Origin of the sequence: Streptomyces flavidovirens DSM 40150 (assembly GCF_000429085.1) — a bacterium.
GTDB classification, from domain to species: domain Bacteria; phylum Actinomycetota; class Actinomycetes; order Streptomycetales; family Streptomycetaceae; genus Streptomyces; species Streptomyces flavidovirens.
In genome coordinates this window covers 1-14923 of record NZ_AUBE01000045.1, presented here as the reverse complement: position 1 = coordinate 14923, position 14923 = coordinate 1, and the positions used below count along the sequence as shown (strand labels likewise).

Here is a 14923-nt window from a genome sequence, read left to right as displayed (position 1 = left end):
TGCAGCGTCAGCGGTATCCAGGTCGGCTGCCAGCGGATGACTGTGCGGCTCTGCGCGGGGTCGTCGATGTCTTTTGGTCAGAGTGCGACCTGGGCGGATGCGCAAACCGAGACGATCGGCTGCAGTGGGGTGACGTGCAGGCCGCGCCTGCGGTCCTGGACCGAGGCCGATGACGTCGTCCGCCCATTCGCGGATCGTGAAGTCGCCTCGCAGTAGTCCTTGAACAGCACCGGGAAGGTGCTCGAGGGGCCGCGGACGGCAGATGCCCGCCCATCTCCCTGGTCCGCCGAGCTTCCATGCTCGTGCGAAGCCGCTTGCTGTCGGCGTACACGTGAACGTGGCTCTGGCAAGATTCTCGTAGCCGGAGATCATCTCGGTGACACGGTGGGCCGGTCCCCGTAACGGGCAGCCTGTGGCTGTGCCCTGTCGAACTAGCAATCCTGTTACCCCAGTTGGCAAATGTACTGGTGGTCTCGGTTGATGTCTCCGATGCTGCCGTGACGGTTCGCGCCCGCACGAGGTCCGGTGTTCCAGCGGAATGTCCGGGATGCGGCGAGCCAAGCGCGTGGGTCCACAGCCGTTACATGCGGCGCCTCGCCGACGTCACTCTCGGAGGCCGGCCTCTGCACATCCACTTGTCCGTACGCCGCCTGTACTGCGAAAACCCCGCTTGCCCGAAAGTGACCTTCGCCGAGCAAGTGGCGGGACTGACCGTGCGTTACCAGCGGCGCACACCAAAGCCGCAGCGCCTTGTTGAGGCCGTTGGTGTGGTGCTGGCCGGGCGGAGCGGTTCCCGGATGCTGCGCATCCTGAACGTCACGCTCTCGCGATGCACTGTCCTGTCTCAGCTGATGCGGGTGCCGCTTCCGCCACTGGAGACGCCCCGGGTGCTGGGGGTGGATGACTTCGCGCTCTACGGCGACACCTACGGCACCCTCCTGGTCGACGCAACCACCCGGCTCCCGCTCACCCTCTGGGAAGGTCGCGACGCGCAACAGCTCAGCCAGTGGCTCCGCGAGCACCCCGGTGTCGAGGTGGCTTGCCGCGACGGCTCGCTCACCTACCGGTAGAGCATCACCGCCGGCGCCCCCGAAGCCGTGCAGGTCAGCGACCGTTTCCATCTCTGGCAGGGGCTCTCCCGCCGTGTCCAGGACATCGCCTCCGCTCACCGCGGCTGCCTGTCCGCAGCACTGCCCCCGGTCAGCGAGATCGATTCAGCACCGATCGAGGAGACTGCCGAGGACGCCGCGGAAGACACCCGAGCCGGGCGCCATGCCCGAAGGGTGTTCGAGGCCGTGCACCACTTGACTTGCACCGGCCGGAGCCACAGCTCCGTGGCCCGGGAGCGCGGCCTGGATCGCCGCAGCGTGCGCAAGTACGCGCGAGCCCGCAGCTGGCAGGAAGTGATGCGCCGCCCGCCCGGCAAGCCCTCCACTCTGGACCCCTACCTCGGCTACCTGCAACAACGTTGGGACGAGGGTCAGCACAGTGCCAAGATCGTGCACGAGGAACTTCAGGCCAAGGGCTACCTCGGCCACTATCGGCGGGTGAAAATGGCCGTGGCACCCCTACGACGGGGCCTGCCCCTGGACGCGCCTCGCGAGCGACCGCCCTCGCCATGCGAAGCCGCCCGCTGGATCACCACCCATCCGGCCCGCCGCAGCCTGCACATCAACGACCGCCTGCCCCGGCTCCTCGATCACTGCCCTGAACTCCGAACCGCCCACGACCTGGTCCGCCGGTTCACCGGCATGCTCGAAAACCGCGACGCTACACTCCTGCCGGGCTGGCTCGACGACCTCGCGAACAGCGGACTGACCCCTCTCGCCGGCCTCGCCGGAGCCCTGCGCGAAGACCGGCATACCGTCGCCCAGGGCATCGCCACCCTCTACAGCTCCGGTGCCAACGAAGGCCGCATAACCGATGTCAAGCTGCAGAAACGCCTTATGGCCGGCCGCGCCGGCGTCGCACTCCTCCGCCACCGCGTCGTCCTGATCGCCCACCTCCGCCGACATTACGCGAACCGGCCCACCGTGTCACCGAGATGATCTCCGGCTACGAAAATCTTGCCAGAGCCACGTTCACGTGTACGCCGACACGTCGGTCAGCGCGAGGAACAGCAGGCCGTGCGCCTTGTGTTTCCCGCTGTAGTTCTTACGGTTGTCCGCTCCGGTGCGGCGGCGGGTGCGGACCAAGGTTCCGTTGAGCAGGACGACGACGCCGCCCTTCTTGGCGATCTTCTTCAGTGCGCGGTCCAGGCGCGGGGCGCGGGCGGACAGCAGACGCAGGACCTCCATCACCCAGCGGCGCACCTTGAAGCGGAGACGGCGTTGCCGCCGGCCATGTCGGAAAGCCGCTGGTCATGGCGGAGGACGGCGAGCACGATCAACGCCTGGGTGCCGGCGGGGAGCTTGCGCCAGCGGGTGCCCAGCCGGTTGCGCTCGCGGCGTATCAGATCACCGACGAGATCGAGAGTCCGCTTCGACAGCGGGAGCCGGACCTGATAGATAGCTTCGTGAGCGCCCTCGGCGGGCTGGTTCGTTGTCACAGACTGGCCAACTCCCGCCGGGGGCACTCGCGTCACGGCCCGAACCGGCCCTGTTGCCCGTGATCCGGCCAGGTCAGCGTGGCAGGTAGCGGCCCGCTCCGGTCCGCGACAGCCATCCCCGGTCGGCGAGTTTGCGCAGCTGGCCGCGGACCGGCTCGACCTTGCCGGAAGTGAGCTCCCGGCCCAGCGCCCGGGCCACGTCCTTCGCCATCACCGGACCGTCCGCGTCGGCGACGATCTCCATAATCCGCCGATAGTCCGAGGTCAGGGCCTCCAGACCCATCCCGTCAACACGGTCCGGGACCAGTCGCATCCCGGCCGCACCCGGCGTCACCGCTACCGGCCCCGGCTCCGCGATGCCCGACGAACTCCGCCCACCGTCCGTCGCCTCCGCCCACTCGCCGAAGACCACCTCGGCGGCCTCCAACCGAGCCAGCCGCGCCTCGACACCGGCCAGCTCCTTGCGCAACAGCTCAGCACGTTCCTCCAGCTCAAGCCGCTGCTGCACCGTCCACGTCAGCACATCCGTCATACAGCGGAAGCTACGCGGCCAGCTGCCGGCCCCACCCCAGAACGCCAGACCCTGCCCCTGACGGGCGATCACGTGCTAACGATCTCTCCCCCGACCAGCCCGAGTGCACCAGCCGTCGCTCATACCAGGCCCGTGACCTGCAAGTTCAAGATGAAACGATCTCAGTGCGGAGGCCAGGTCGCGGAGCAGTCGGGCGAGGCGCTGCGGGTTGTCTGTGTAGGTCACGGGGGTCTGGGGACGGCGAAGGAGCACATGGCCCGGGTCCGTGCGCAGCTCGTCGGTGCCATCCCGGAGGAGGAGTACGCGGTGGCGGTCTCCGTGCTCCAACGGATCACCGACAACCTCGCCTGAGCCGTTTCTCTCCCGCTCATGTGATGCGTTGTTCGGGCCCTGTTCAGCAGGAGGATCTGGCAGATGACCAGGGGGCGGTGCTGGAGCCGCTGCCGCTACGCAACAACCGGTACGGCCTTCGGGCCCGAACGAGCTGCTCGTCTGGCCGATGCTCCCTGGGTGGGGCGGGGACTGCACCAGCGGTGTCGGCCGGGCGCCGTGGCATCTGCAGGCGAGGCTCAAGGCGGGCTGGTCTGTCGGCTGACGGTGTGGTCCTCGTGTGGTTTTGCCGAGCTGTGCGGGGTGGGGCTGCGTGGGGTGACCAGGAGGCCGTGCACGTGGGGTGTCTCGTCGTGGGGCGGGCGTGTGTAGGCGTGCGGCAGGTGGTGTCCGTTGTCTTTTGTGGAGGGGGGAGGGCTGCGCCGTGACCAGGCGGCGGGCAGCCAGATGGCGTCCGCGGAGAGCACGGCCAGGGAGAAGTACGGCAGGCCCATGAGCGCGGCGATGCCGAGGTGTTCGCAGAAGGTCGCCGCAAGCGCCCAGTTCTTGGTGCGGGAATACAGCAGAGCGAGGGGGAAGCCGATCTGGAGGATTAGGGTGCCCCAGGTCGCGAGCGCGACCAGCGCCTGGCTGGAGCAGATCATCTCGGTCAGGGCGGGGAACGGCATGCCTAGCTCGTGCAGGGCGTAGTAGACGGCGGTCCCGTCCCGCCAGGTCGCCCCCCCAAGCTTCGCGGTACCGGACATGAAGTAGACGAGGACGATCTGGCCCATCATCACCGTGACGGCCGCATTGTGGACGGCGTTGCCCGCGGCCTCCAGCCACCGGGCCTGGACACTTCCCGGTACGCGACACGCCCGCCAGGACCAGCCCTGAGCAGCCCATACCAGCCACAGTGTCCCCAGCTGCCACGGCCGGCCGGGGCTCGGCCCGAGGGTGCATACGGCCAGCAGTGCGCCCAGCAGCGCCCACACGGCCACGCCCGCCGCACCTGCCCCGCGGTGGGCCTTGCGGGTTTGTCGTGCATCCAGCGACCAGACGCGGCCGCAGCGTGTGGCCATCAGGTACAGCGCGGTCAGCCGGATGAGGATGTCGCCGCTGTAATCGAGGGGGTAGGCATAGTTCTGCAGCGAGAGCACGCCCAGAAGGAAGAACACGCAGGCCAGGCGGGTATGCCACCCGAGCAGCAGCTGCACGCTCGCGGCCATCGACAGCAGATAGACGCACAGGCTCCAGCCCGGGGCCGGGGTGAGGGTCAGCAGACTCAGAAGGCGGCTGCCCTGGGTCGCTTCGTGGGCCATGTCCCAGGTCCACGGCCCTTGAAGGCCGTAGGTGCTCTGCCGGTTGGGCCACTCGGAAAGGAGCGACAGCAGCCAGGTACCTGCGATCCCCATGCGGACAACGGCCAGTTGCCGGCCGCGGCGCGGTGCCTGGGTCAGCCAGTCCGTCGCCCGTCCGAACGCTGCCGCGACCGGACGGTGCATGCCAGTTGAGCCTTCCATGCCTACCTGCTCACCTTGCGGTCTTCGGGCCGTACGGTCAGCCACCGAGACACCTCTCGCACGGCGGGCACAGCGCGCCGGCCGCCGCGGTCATGTGATGCCGTCTGCCATGGGGGCGCCGGGAGGTGCGAGGTCAGCATCCGCACCTGCATCTGGGTGATCCGGCCCGGCGGGGCATAGGGAGCCAGCCACGGCAGCAGCGCCCGGCACAGATGCCGCTGCGCCCACCGGCCTTGCCACCCTTGGGGGCGCCCTGCCGGACCGGTGAACCCGTCGTAGAGATCCACGGCCGCGTTCATCCGTTCCAGCTCGGCATGACCAAGGAACAGGCGGCCGCGCACGGCTTTGCGGTGCAGTGCCGTGACGTCGATCCACCGCGAGGTGACCGTGCCCCGCACGCCCGCCACGCGGACACGGGCCTGTACCAGCTCACGGCTCATGCCCGGGTCCGGCGCGTACAGCCGCCACCCCTGCTCGAACTCCGGCAGCATCCACGCACGCTGCACCGGCCGTAGGGCGGGCCTTTCGAAAGGGGGCCCCACGACATGGCCTACGGTCATCAGCGCGTGCACCGACGCGAGGAGGACCGCCGCCACACAGACCCCGCGGGCAGCCCATCGCGCCCCGCGCGGAAACACCGCCAGCCCGCCCCGGGCCCCCGCCGTGAGCTCCTGCGTTTTGACCTCCTGCACGCCTTACCGTCCTTCGCGAGGCAGGTCGGGCGTGCAGGCGGGCAGCAGGTCACGGTGCACGTCCTCTCCCGCGATATGACCTGCGCTGCCCTCCGCCAGCACAGTGGCGTACCCACACAGGTCAGATACCCGCGATCTCCGCCCCGGTGCCGCGAACAGCGCGGACGCCGCCTCCGTGGCTGGCGCGGAGCGCTCACGCTGGTGTAGGGGCAGGTGGGTAGGCAGGAGCGTGCGGTGATGCCCGGCCAGTGCCGGGTCACGAACCGGCGCCCACCGCGCGGACAGGGCGTAGCACCTCATGGGCTTCCTTCGTTTCTCGGCCCGGTGGGCCGGGGGCGGCCGGGATGACTGGACAGGCGGCCTGCGGACGTTCATCTCATTGCCGTGTCGTGTGATGAGCACCTGCTGCACCAGCCAACGGCCGCACCGGGCCAAGGGACACGGAGCCGAAGGGCGCAATCGCCGGGCTGCCGTGTTGACTTCACCGCCGGCAGACACGCAGTGGAAGGAGTGCCACCAGGTCCTCACTGGGGACTGGCCACGAGCGGCCCGCAGCACCAGCTCGCCGGCGCCACGATGAACCTCATCCGCATCCGCGCCTTCCTCACCGGCGCCTCCTTGGGCGCACCCCGCACGTCCCACCTGACGGTGCTCCGACTCGCTGGCTGATCCGAGGGGCGGCCTTCGCACATGGCCGCACTGCGCAGTCAGGTGACCGGTCCGCTTCCCTCGCCCTGGGTGGGCCGTCACAGCGCAGCAGACCCGTGGCTGTTCCACCGGATCCGCGGATGCCCTGCTGTAGTAAGCGCGGCAAACATGGGCGAGGGTTCCCAGGTGCGCCGGTGCCGACGACCAGCGATGCCGTCGGGCGTGCGCGTTGGCTGCTGGGGCCGACGTCAACCTGATGCCGTTGCTGTTGAGCCTTCCGGTGCGTGTCCCACAGGCGAGTACGGCCGTTGATCGGTGCGCTGGGTGTTCGTACGACGACCCGCCGATGTCATAAACGCCGCGCGGGCTGTGCCCGAACACCCGCCCCACCATTCCGGCGGGCCTGGGTGTATGGGTCCGCTAGCCGAAGGAGAAAGCTCATGGGGCGACCCACCCTGCCCGCGCGTCGCAAACGCTGCCCGGTCCGGACCGGCCGCCCGTAGCGCCGTCCCTGGCCGCCGCGGTGACCGCCACCCTGTTCGTGGCGGCACCGGGGTATTCACCGACACCAACCGAGTGAATCACCAAGCTGTGCCACGCAGCGCGGCGTCCCGGTGTGAAAGCCCGGGACTGCCGCACTGTCCAGGGCACCGGTCAGGGCAGGTCGAGAACCGTACTGGCAACACTGCGGTCATCGACTACGCCGAGATCGCATCGGCCGTCGGCCTTGCCCTGGCCGGCATTCTCGCGGCCCCGCAAGGGCGTCGCCCATCCCGTCACGTCTTTCCCCTGGAAGGAGACATGTATGAACGCGCGCATGCGTGCCACGCTCACAGCCTTGCTGGCCACAGGTATCGCGTTGACCGTGGTCACCGAGTTGACCGCCGTGGCTGACACCAACAAGAGCCAGCAGACCTCCAACGACAGCGGCCCCACTGCCCCCCTGCTCTCCCCGGACGGCGCTCGCCCGGAGAGCGGCCAGACCAACCGGCAGACGATGAAGAAGGACCACAGCACCAACTGGTCCCTCATCGACTACTTCGGGGAAGAAGAAGTTTGTTTTCGTCATCATCGTCATCGTCATCGTCAGCGTTTGAGTAAGTGTTGATGACTGCACTGCCAGTGGCCTACCTGGCAGAGCACCGGCACGCGAAGGCCGGAACATCGGCGAACACGATGGTCACGCGGCCCGTGACACTCGCCTCGGCAACTCCCTGATTGCACAGGTTCATTGGATACGTCGGCGGCCTGTCGTCAAAGGATGGCGTTTGACGACAGGGCGAAGGCGGACGCCCGCCGACGCGAGCCCATGGCGGTGTGTGTGTTCGCTCAACGGATGGATGGACGTCAACACAGCGACCCTGCGGTTAGGTCCTGTGAGGCGTGCCCCCCAGGACCGGTAGGCCGTGGGTAAGCATGCCAGGCGTTGATACGACGACCCGCTCATGGCATCAACTGTGCGGAGGTCTGGTCTTGCACACCCATCGGCCGGCTCCCGCGCACCCGGGGCTTTCCCCGGGTCTTACCAGCCCAAGGAAGAAACTCATGGAGCAATGCACCCTGCCCTCACGCGGCACAAGCCGCCGGACCCGGTCCGGCGCGGCCACCGCCCGCGTCCTGGTGCTGACCGCCGCCCTGACCGGCACCGCCTTCGCCGCGGGAGTGGGCACCGCGGTAGCCGACACCAACACCGGCACCCAGAAGTCGACCATGCTGTGCAACGTGGTGCTCCTCTCCCCGGGCGCGGACGTCGACGGCTGCACGAATGTCCAGGTCTCGGGCCAGGAGATGACCAAGAACGGGACGGCCAACACCGCGCTCGTCGACTACGCCAAGGTCGAAACGGTCACCAGCCTGCTGCCCTGACCATCGTCTCCGGCTCTGTATAGAGGCCGGTCCACCCATACCCCTTGAAGGGCAAGCCCGTACCCATGTACCCGCTCACACGCCCGACCGCTCTGCTGGCCACCGGCGCCTTCCTGCTGGCCGCCGCCGGCACCGCCGTGGCGGACACGAACAAGAGCCAGCAGACTTCCAGCGTCAGCGGCCCGGTCGCCGCCGTGCTTTCCCCGGCCAGCGCCCGGCCCGACAACGGCCAGGCCAGCCGGCAGCTCACCGACAAGGCCTACACCGCCAACTGGTCCCTCACCGACTACTTCGGTGCTGGTGCCGGAGTGGGCCACTGCAAGCCTGGGATGTGCTGAAGCGTGCCGGGGCAGTGAAGGAGCCTCAGCTCAGGATCCTTCGGCTCCTTCGGCGCACCGAACGTTGCGGGACTCCTCAGCGACAACGCCCTCTGCCCGGCAGCACCCACCGGGATGGCTGCCGCCCTTGCACCGCCCCCAGCAACCCACACTGACCAGCCACACGTGAAAGAAGGAACCCTCATGTCCAAGCCCATCACCCGGTCCCTCGCCCTCACCCTGGTGACCGGCGCTCTCGTGCTGGCCGCTGCCGGCACCGCGAGCGCGGACACCAACAAGAACGAGCAGACCTCCAACATCAGCGGCCCCACCGCCCCGATCCTCTCTCCTGGCTCCGGCCCGGGGAACAACCAGCAGAACAGCCAGCAGGCCATGATCAAGCACCACACCACCAACTGGTCGCTCATCGACTACATCGAGGCCCCCGGCCTGCCCAACGTCGCCGCCGGTCTCTGACACAGCGGCGGGATGGTGCCGGGCTCTCCTCTTCGCCCGGCACCATCCCGTCCAGCACCGCGGGCGGTCCACGACGCCACAGGCGTCGTGGACCGCCCGCGGTGCGTGCCCAGCCCGCCCTGACCAAGAGCGATCCATCCGATCCCGAAACGGCACATCAGCAATCACCGACGGCTGGCCGGCCACTCACGCCGGCGATCTTGACGGTGCGAAGAGCGTATCGATGCGCCACATGCGTCGGACATGCACGGCGCGCCTACCGGCGGGGTCAGGGTGCGTGCTGGGCTGCGCCGTGACCGACAGGGAGGCTCCGGTCGGCAGGTGATGTAGCCGGTATGTATCGCCGATCTGCTCTTCCAGGCGAAGCCCGGGCAGCCTCCTCACAGCGTCTTCCGGACCAGTTGGCGCCAGCCAGCAGACGGCGTTGTACGGAGTCGCGCACACGAAGGCCAGATGATCGTGCTGGGGAGCGATGACGAGGTCGTAGGCAACGGTCCCATGCATGGCCCACTCACCAGGCCCCGCCTGCCGCAAGCCTTGGTTGATCGTTTCATCCTGATTCCTGCAGGTCACCGGGCCTGGTGTGGTCCGGGAGTGACGGATTCCTGCTGGTGGACATCACGATCACTTCGAGGAGGTCGTCCGTCACCTCTGAACCTCGGTATGCACCAGGACGAGGAGGGCCCGCAGGAGGGCGGTCGCGTGTCGGGCGTTCATGCGGACCTTGGTCAGGATGCGCCAGGACTTCAGGTTGGCGAAGCCGTGCTCGACGGCGGCGCGTTCGCGGTTGAGCAGGCGGTTCGCCTCCTTCTCCGCGTCGGTGAGCTTGTGGTTCTTCGTGGCCTTGCGGCCGGTGATGATCACCGGGTCGTCGTCGGGCTGGTCAACCAGGCCGACGAAGCCGAGGTCGGCCAGGGCACCGAGTCCGGCCTCGCGGAGGTGGTCGGTGATCTTGTCGTGGCGGGCGGCTGTGATTTGGCTGGAGCGTCCGGGCCGGGCCGGAGAGATCCAGATCAGGTTGCCCTTCTCGTCGTGTCGGCGTACGAGTTGAAGTGGCTCTGGCAAGATTTTCGTAGCCGGAGATCATCTCGGCGACACGGTCGGCCGGTCCGCATAACGGGCAGCCTATGCCTGTGCTCTTTTGAACTGGCAGGCCTGTTACCGCAGTTGACTAACGTGTGGGTGGTCTCAGCCGAGGTCTTCGGTGCTGTCGTGGCCGTCCGCGCCCGCACGAGGTCCGGTGTTCCTGCGAGATGTACGGGATGCGGTCGGCTCAGCGCGTGGTGCCACAGCCGCTACGCACGACACCTCGCCGATGTCACTCTCGGAGGCCGGCCTCTGCGTATCGAGTTGTCCGTACGTCGCTTGTACTGCGAAAACGCGACCTGTCCGAAAAGGACCTTCGCCGAACAAGTACCGGGACTGACCGTGCGCTATCAGCGGCGGACGCCCCAGTTGCAGCGCCTGGTGGAGGACGTCGGCGTGGTGCTGGCTGGCCGGGGCGGTTCCCGGATGCTGCGGATCTTGGGCGTCACGCTCTCGCGATACACTGTCCTGTCTCAGCTGAAGCGGGTGCCGCTTCCGCCACTGGAGGTACCCCGGGTGCTGGGGGTGGATGACTTCGCGCTCTACGGCGACACCTACGGCACCCTCCTGGTCGACGCAACCACCCGGCTCCCGCTCACCCTCTGGGAGGGACGCGACGCGGAACAGCTCAGCCGCTGGCTCCGTAAGCATCCGGGTGTCGAGGTCGCCTGCCGCGACGGCTCGCTCACCTACCGGCAGGGCATCACAACCGGCGCCCCCGATGCCGTGCAGGTCAGCGACCGCTTTCACCTCTGGCAGGGCCTTTCCCGCCGCGTTCAGGACATCGCCTCCACCCACCGCGGCTGCCTGCCCGCAGCAGTGCCCCGGGGCAATGAAGGCGATCCCGCACCGGTCCAGGGAACTGTCGAGAACACTGCGGCGGACACCCGGGCCGGGCGGCATGCTCGAAGGTTGTTCGAGGCCGTGCACGCCCTGACCCGCACCGGCCGGAGCCACAGCTCCGTGGCCAGGGAACTCGGCCTGAACCGCCGCACCGTGAGCAAATGCGCCCGGGCCCGCACCTGGCAGGAAGTGATGCGCCGTCCGCCCCGCAAGCCATCCACCCTGGACCCTTGCCTCGGCTACCTGCAACAACGCTGGGATGAAGGACAACACAGCGCGAAGATCCTTCACGAAGAACTGCAAGCGAAGGGCTACCTCGGCCACTACCAACGCGTGAAAATGGCCGTCGCACCCCTGCGACGGGGTCTGCCCCTGGACGAGCCGCACGAGCGACCGCCCTCCCCGCGTGAAGCCACCCGCTGGATCACCACCCACCCGCACCGCCGCAGCCCGCGTATCAACGACCGCTTACCCCGGCTCCTCGAGCACTGCCCTGAACTCAGGACCGCCCACGATCTGGTCCGCCGCTTCGCCGCCATGCTCGACAACCGCGACGCGACATCCTTGCCAGAGTGGCTGGACGACCTCGCGAACACCGGGCTGGCTCCGCTGGCCGGCCTTGCCGGAGCCCTGCGCGAAGACCGACATGCCGTCTCTCAGGGGATTGCTACCGCTTACAACTCCGGTGTCAACGAAGCCCGCATCACCGATGTCAAGCTGCAGAAACGCCTCATGGCCGGTCGCGCTGGCGTCTCCCTTCTCCGCCACCGCGTCGTCTTGATCGCCCACCTCCGCCGACGCTATGCGGACCGGCCGACCGTGTCACCGAGATGATCTCCGGCTACGAAAATCTTGCCAGAGCGTGTGCCACGAACGCGAGAGGGTGAACGACATGTAGGTGATGGAGTGCACTGATCAAGCGGTGCTGTACGGGAGATGAAGGTCTGGCCCTTCGGAGCCGCCCTGCGGGGGGAGGCTCCAAACCGCCCTCATGCTGCGTTGGCTGAAGACCGTCGTGGTGAGCGATGGGGAAAAGGCGCCTGCGATGGCGTCAGGTGGGGACAGGGAAGACGATCACTGATGAGGCGTCGAAAATAGTCAGATGGCGTCAGAACCGGGATGAAGCTCTTGATCCCGGGATAAGCCCGGCGGGAGCCCGTCGACTGGCCGGGCGGCGTCCGGCGTAGAGGTGACGTGAGACCTGTCTGCCGCTCTCGTACGGAACGTGGGAAGGCGCGTTCGGCATGACCGTGTGCAGCAGCGCGGTTAACCGGGAGTGCCCGAGTCGGGAGTTCCCCGTAGGGACTTCGAGTACCGGGCCGAGTGCGCCGGCGGACCGGCTCGTAGTAGTGCCGAAGCCCCTGTAACGGGGGTGGAGCGAAGGGGCTGGGTCGTTCGTGGCTGTTTCGTCTCGTCAACCAGAGCTCTGGGAGGAGCCTGATGGACCAGCTGAAAGCATCTGGCAAGCCGTTCGACATCTCCAAGTCGGAGGTGTGGGACGCCTGGATCAAGGTGAAGGGCAATCAGGGAGCGCCGGGGGTGGACAGGGTGTCCATCGAGGAGTTCGAGAAGGATCTGCGGGGCAACCTGTACAAGATCTGGAACCGGATGTCCTCGGGTACCTACTTCCCGCCGCCGGTGATGGCGGTGGAGATCCCCAAGCAACATGGTGCCGCTGGTATGCGTGTGCTCGGGGTGCCCACTGTCGCTGATCGGATCGCGCAGACGGTGGTGGCCGCGCATCTGGGGGAGCGGGTGGAACCCGTGTTTCATCCCGACTCCTACGGTTACCGTCCGAACCGTTCGGCCCTGGAAGCGGTCGGGACTTGCCGTAGGCGTTGCTGGAAGTACGACTGGGTGATCGATCTTGACATCCGGAAGTTCTTCGACAGCGTGCGGTGGGACCTCGTGATCAAGGCCGTCGAAGCGCACACCGATGCCCGTTGGGTGGTGCTGTATGTGAAGCGGTGGCTGGCCGCCGAACTACAGCTGCCCGACGGGACCTTGCTGGCCAGAGACCGGGGAACCCCACAGGGTTCATCGGTCTCACCCGTCCTGGCCAACCTGTTCATGCACTACGCGTTCGATACCTGGCTGGCCTGGGAGTTCCCCGGCGTCGCCTTCGAGCGCTACGCGGACGACGCGGTGGTGCACTGCACCTCCGAGTCCCAGGCCCGGGTGGTCCTGGCCGCACTGCACGGACGGATGGCCGAGGTCGGGCTGGAGCTGCACCCGGACAAGACGAAGATTGTGTACTGCAAGGACAGCAACCGGCGCGGCTCGTTCGAGCAGGTGTCGTTCACGTTCCTGGGGTATACCTTCCGGCCGAGGTCGGCTCAGCGGAAGGACGGCGTGGTGTTCACGGCGTTCCTCCCTGCAGTCAGCAGGGACGTCCTGAAGAAGATGAGCGCGGTAGTGCGGTCCTGGCGACTGCACCGTCGCGTCAACAGCACGGAGGCGGACCTCGCACGGATGGTCAATCCGATCGTGCGGGGATGGATGGCCTACTACGGGGCCTTCTTCCATACCGAGCTGACGCCCGTACTCGACCGCATCAACACCTATCTGTTGCGGTGGATCATGAAGAAGTACAAGAGATCGGGGACCTTGCGAAAGGCCCGCCAGGCGATGGCGCAGGCCGCCGCCCGGAGCCCCCGGTACTTCGCACACTGGATCTGGGTGAAACCGGCCGTCAAGTGACCAGAGCGACAAGAGCCGTATGACGGGAGACTGTCACGTACGGATCTGTGGGAGCCCCGGGCTGCGATGCCCGGGGCCACCCGACCAGCGGAGGTCGTACGCCGACACTCAAGACCGCACCGACCCCCACGCGGGCCGCGCGCCTGACCCGCACCCAGATCCAGGCCGCCCTGAAGCGAGCCGGCCGCCAACGCGGCATCGAAGCCGAGGCCGACCGCCTCCGCGAAGTCTTCCGAGGCGAGTGGGCCCAGCCGTCCCTGGTCGAGGACGCGCTCGGAAAGCAGATGCTCGCCCTCCTCATTCAGCTGGACGCAGCCTGCACCGCCGCCGACCAGCTCGCCGAAGCCGTCGAAGAAGCCTTTCACTCCGGGCATCCGCTGGGGCCAACGCCCACTACCGGCGCCGACGTGAACAAGGTGACTGGCACGCGGCCGCCCAGCGCAACCTCTTCAACCGCATGATCGGCCAGCTCTACCACTGCCTCCAGCACGGACAGCGCTTCGACGAGTCAGCCGCCTTCCCAGTGGGGATCGAGGCCGCGGCGCAGGCCGCATAGTCCCGGCCTCGGGAAAGGGCAGGAGGGCCTACGGCTCGGGTGGCTAGGCTCCCAAGGCATGAGTAGCAACCAGCCCTCCGTCTCAGACCGCTTCGTCGGTGAGTACCGGGAACTCGGGCACGGCCGGTCCGACGGGCCCTCGCTTCATGCTGCCGTACGTGACGAGGGAGGCCAGGACGAGAAGTCCCTCGCGCGCTACCTACGCGAAGGGGCGGCCCTTGCTGCCACCGGGACTAGGGTTCACGACGTCCTCAGCCCGGAACACGAGCTGATCGGCGGACTGTCCTTGCTCACCGACGGCCAGTGGTTCTGGTACTCGGATCTCGCCCACTACGTCGAGCGCTACCACGTCACCCTGGACGAGCGATTCATCCAGCACGCCCGAAGCCGGAACTGGAGCCCGCCGCAGCTGACGAACGACGAACTCGTCGAAATCGAAGAGGCCATGTTCGACGACGAAGGCGCTTGACCTCACCGCTCAGGCGGCCTGACTTGACGGCCTAGTACTCCAGTTGCACTTTGCTATTGCCGCTGGTCAAAGGCTTGTTTTCGAGTGTAGCGAGCTGACTGTCCGCCATGTTGCCGGAGTTCGTGACCAGCGGCATGTGATCGCTGTTGTGCTGATCGTGCAAGATGATGTGCGGCCCGATGTTTGGGCTTCGGAGCTTGAGGAGGTGCTGCTGCGGATCGGTCACCGGTTCGGTCGGGTCGATCTGCGGCGGCGGATGCGGGACTACGTGCGCGGGCTGCTCGGTCCTGTCGGCAGGAAGAACGGCTGGCAGCTGGCCGAGTACGTCGGCCATGACGTGCCGGCCGGTCTGCAGCA

The 14923-nt window shown here is 67.6% G+C and carries 15 protein-coding genes and 4 pseudogenes; 13 read left to right on the top strand and 6 right to left on the bottom strand.

Annotated features, from left to right (window positions below; genetic code table 11):
* The 4 genes and pseudogenes from G412_RS40640 to G412_RS41280 form a co-directional block, all read left to right on the top strand.
* Positions 1-216, top strand: a pseudogene (locus tag G412_RS40640) (hypothetical protein); the annotation flags it as partial.
* Between the two features lie 251 nt (positions 217-467).
* A pseudogene (locus tag G412_RS41515) lies at positions 468-653 on the top strand (transposase family protein); the annotation flags it as partial.
* A gap of 27 nt (positions 654-680) precedes the next feature.
* Positions 681-1070 carry a hypothetical protein gene (locus G412_RS41285; protein ID WP_244283325.1) on the top strand — a complete coding sequence of 130 codons (390 nt, stop codon included), beginning with the start codon at positions 681-683 and terminating at the stop codon, positions 1068-1070.
* A 27-nt stretch (positions 1071-1097) separates the two neighbouring features.
* On the top strand, positions 1098-2048 hold the full coding sequence (locus G412_RS41280) for a transposase (RefSeq protein ID WP_028815360.1): 951 nt from the start codon (positions 1098-1100) through the stop codon (positions 2046-2048).
* Positions 2049-2081: 33 nt separating this feature from the next.
* Here G412_RS41280 and G412_RS36820 read toward each other — a convergent pair whose 3' ends face one another.
* The 5 genes from G412_RS36820 to G412_RS39985 form a co-directional block, all read right to left on the bottom strand.
* Complete coding sequence (locus G412_RS36820; RefSeq protein ID WP_028815359.1) at positions 2082-2297, bottom strand: hypothetical protein; 216 nt, start codon at positions 2295-2297, stop codon at positions 2082-2084.
* Complete coding sequence (locus tag G412_RS40635) at positions 2297-2548, bottom strand: hypothetical protein (RefSeq protein WP_028815358.1); 252 nt, start codon at positions 2546-2548, stop codon at positions 2297-2299. Before G412_RS40635 ends, G412_RS36820 begins: the two co-directional genes overlap by 1 nt.
* A gap of 73 nt (positions 2549-2621) precedes the next feature.
* Positions 2622-3080: a hypothetical protein gene (locus G412_RS41275; protein ID WP_037650446.1), complete on the bottom strand. Its 459-nt coding sequence runs from the start codon at positions 3078-3080 to the stop codon at positions 2622-2624.
* A 569-nt stretch (positions 3081-3649) separates the two neighbouring features.
* On the bottom strand, positions 3650-4912 hold the full coding sequence (locus G412_RS36810; protein ID WP_078607551.1) for an HTTM domain-containing protein: 1263 nt from the start codon (positions 4910-4912) through the stop codon (positions 3650-3652).
* 2 nt (positions 4913-4914) lie between these two features.
* Entirely contained in the window at positions 4915-5403 is a 489-nt protein-coding gene (locus G412_RS39985; RefSeq protein ID WP_157839215.1) for a DUF5819 family protein, read from the bottom strand.
* Positions 5404-7057: 1654 nt separating this feature from the next.
* Between G412_RS39985 and G412_RS39975 the strand changes: the two genes are divergently transcribed.
* The 4 genes from G412_RS39975 (at position 7058) to G412_RS0130555 (ending at position 8912) form a co-directional block, all read left to right on the top strand.
* Complete coding sequence (locus tag G412_RS39975) at positions 7058-7360, top strand: hypothetical protein (RefSeq protein WP_157839213.1); 303 nt, start codon at positions 7058-7060, stop codon at positions 7358-7360.
* Positions 7361-7797: 437 nt separating this feature from the next.
* Positions 7798-8118, top strand: a complete 321-nt coding sequence (locus G412_RS0130565) for a hypothetical protein (RefSeq protein ID WP_028815355.1) — start codon at positions 7798-7800, stop codon at positions 8116-8118.
* A 65-nt stretch (positions 8119-8183) separates the two neighbouring features.
* The gene (locus G412_RS0130560) at positions 8184-8456 is read left to right on the top strand and encodes a hypothetical protein (RefSeq protein ID WP_037650442.1); all 273 of its coding nucleotides are present in this window, start codon (positions 8184-8186) and stop codon (positions 8454-8456) included.
* Between the two features lie 183 nt (positions 8457-8639).
* On the top strand, positions 8640-8912 hold the full coding sequence (locus G412_RS0130555; protein ID WP_028815353.1) for a hypothetical protein: 273 nt from the start codon (positions 8640-8642) through the stop codon (positions 8910-8912).
* A 645-nt stretch (positions 8913-9557) separates the two neighbouring features.
* On the opposite strand, the gene G412_RS36805 is transcribed toward G412_RS0130555, so the two are convergent.
* The gene (locus tag G412_RS36805) at positions 9558-9977 is read right to left on the bottom strand and encodes a transposase family protein (RefSeq protein WP_051338718.1); all 420 of its coding nucleotides are present in this window, start codon (positions 9975-9977) and stop codon (positions 9558-9560) included.
* A 111-nt stretch (positions 9978-10088) separates the two neighbouring features.
* Between G412_RS36805 and G412_RS0130545 the strand changes: the two genes are divergently transcribed.
* The 5 genes and pseudogenes from G412_RS0130545 to G412_RS38800 all read left to right on the top strand — a co-directional run.
* A complete protein-coding gene (locus G412_RS0130545) occupies positions 10089-11675 on the top strand; it encodes an ISL3 family transposase (RefSeq protein WP_244283323.1) in 1587 nt (528 codons plus the stop codon).
* A 606-nt stretch (positions 11676-12281) separates the two neighbouring features.
* Entirely contained in the window at positions 12282-13541 is a 1260-nt protein-coding gene (ltrA, locus tag G412_RS0130540; protein ID WP_028815351.1) for a group II intron reverse transcriptase/maturase, read from the top strand.
* A gap of 107 nt (positions 13542-13648) precedes the next feature.
* Positions 13649-14097: pseudogene (locus G412_RS36800) on the top strand (IS110 family transposase); the annotation flags it as partial.
* Positions 14098-14155: 58 nt separating this feature from the next.
* Positions 14156-14566 (top strand): hypothetical protein, encoded by a 411-nt coding sequence (locus G412_RS0130530; RefSeq protein ID WP_028815349.1) that lies wholly within the window; start codon positions 14156-14158, stop codon positions 14564-14566.
* A gap of 169 nt (positions 14567-14735) precedes the next feature.
* Positions 14736-14923, top strand: a pseudogene (locus G412_RS38800) (IS701 family transposase); the annotation flags it as partial.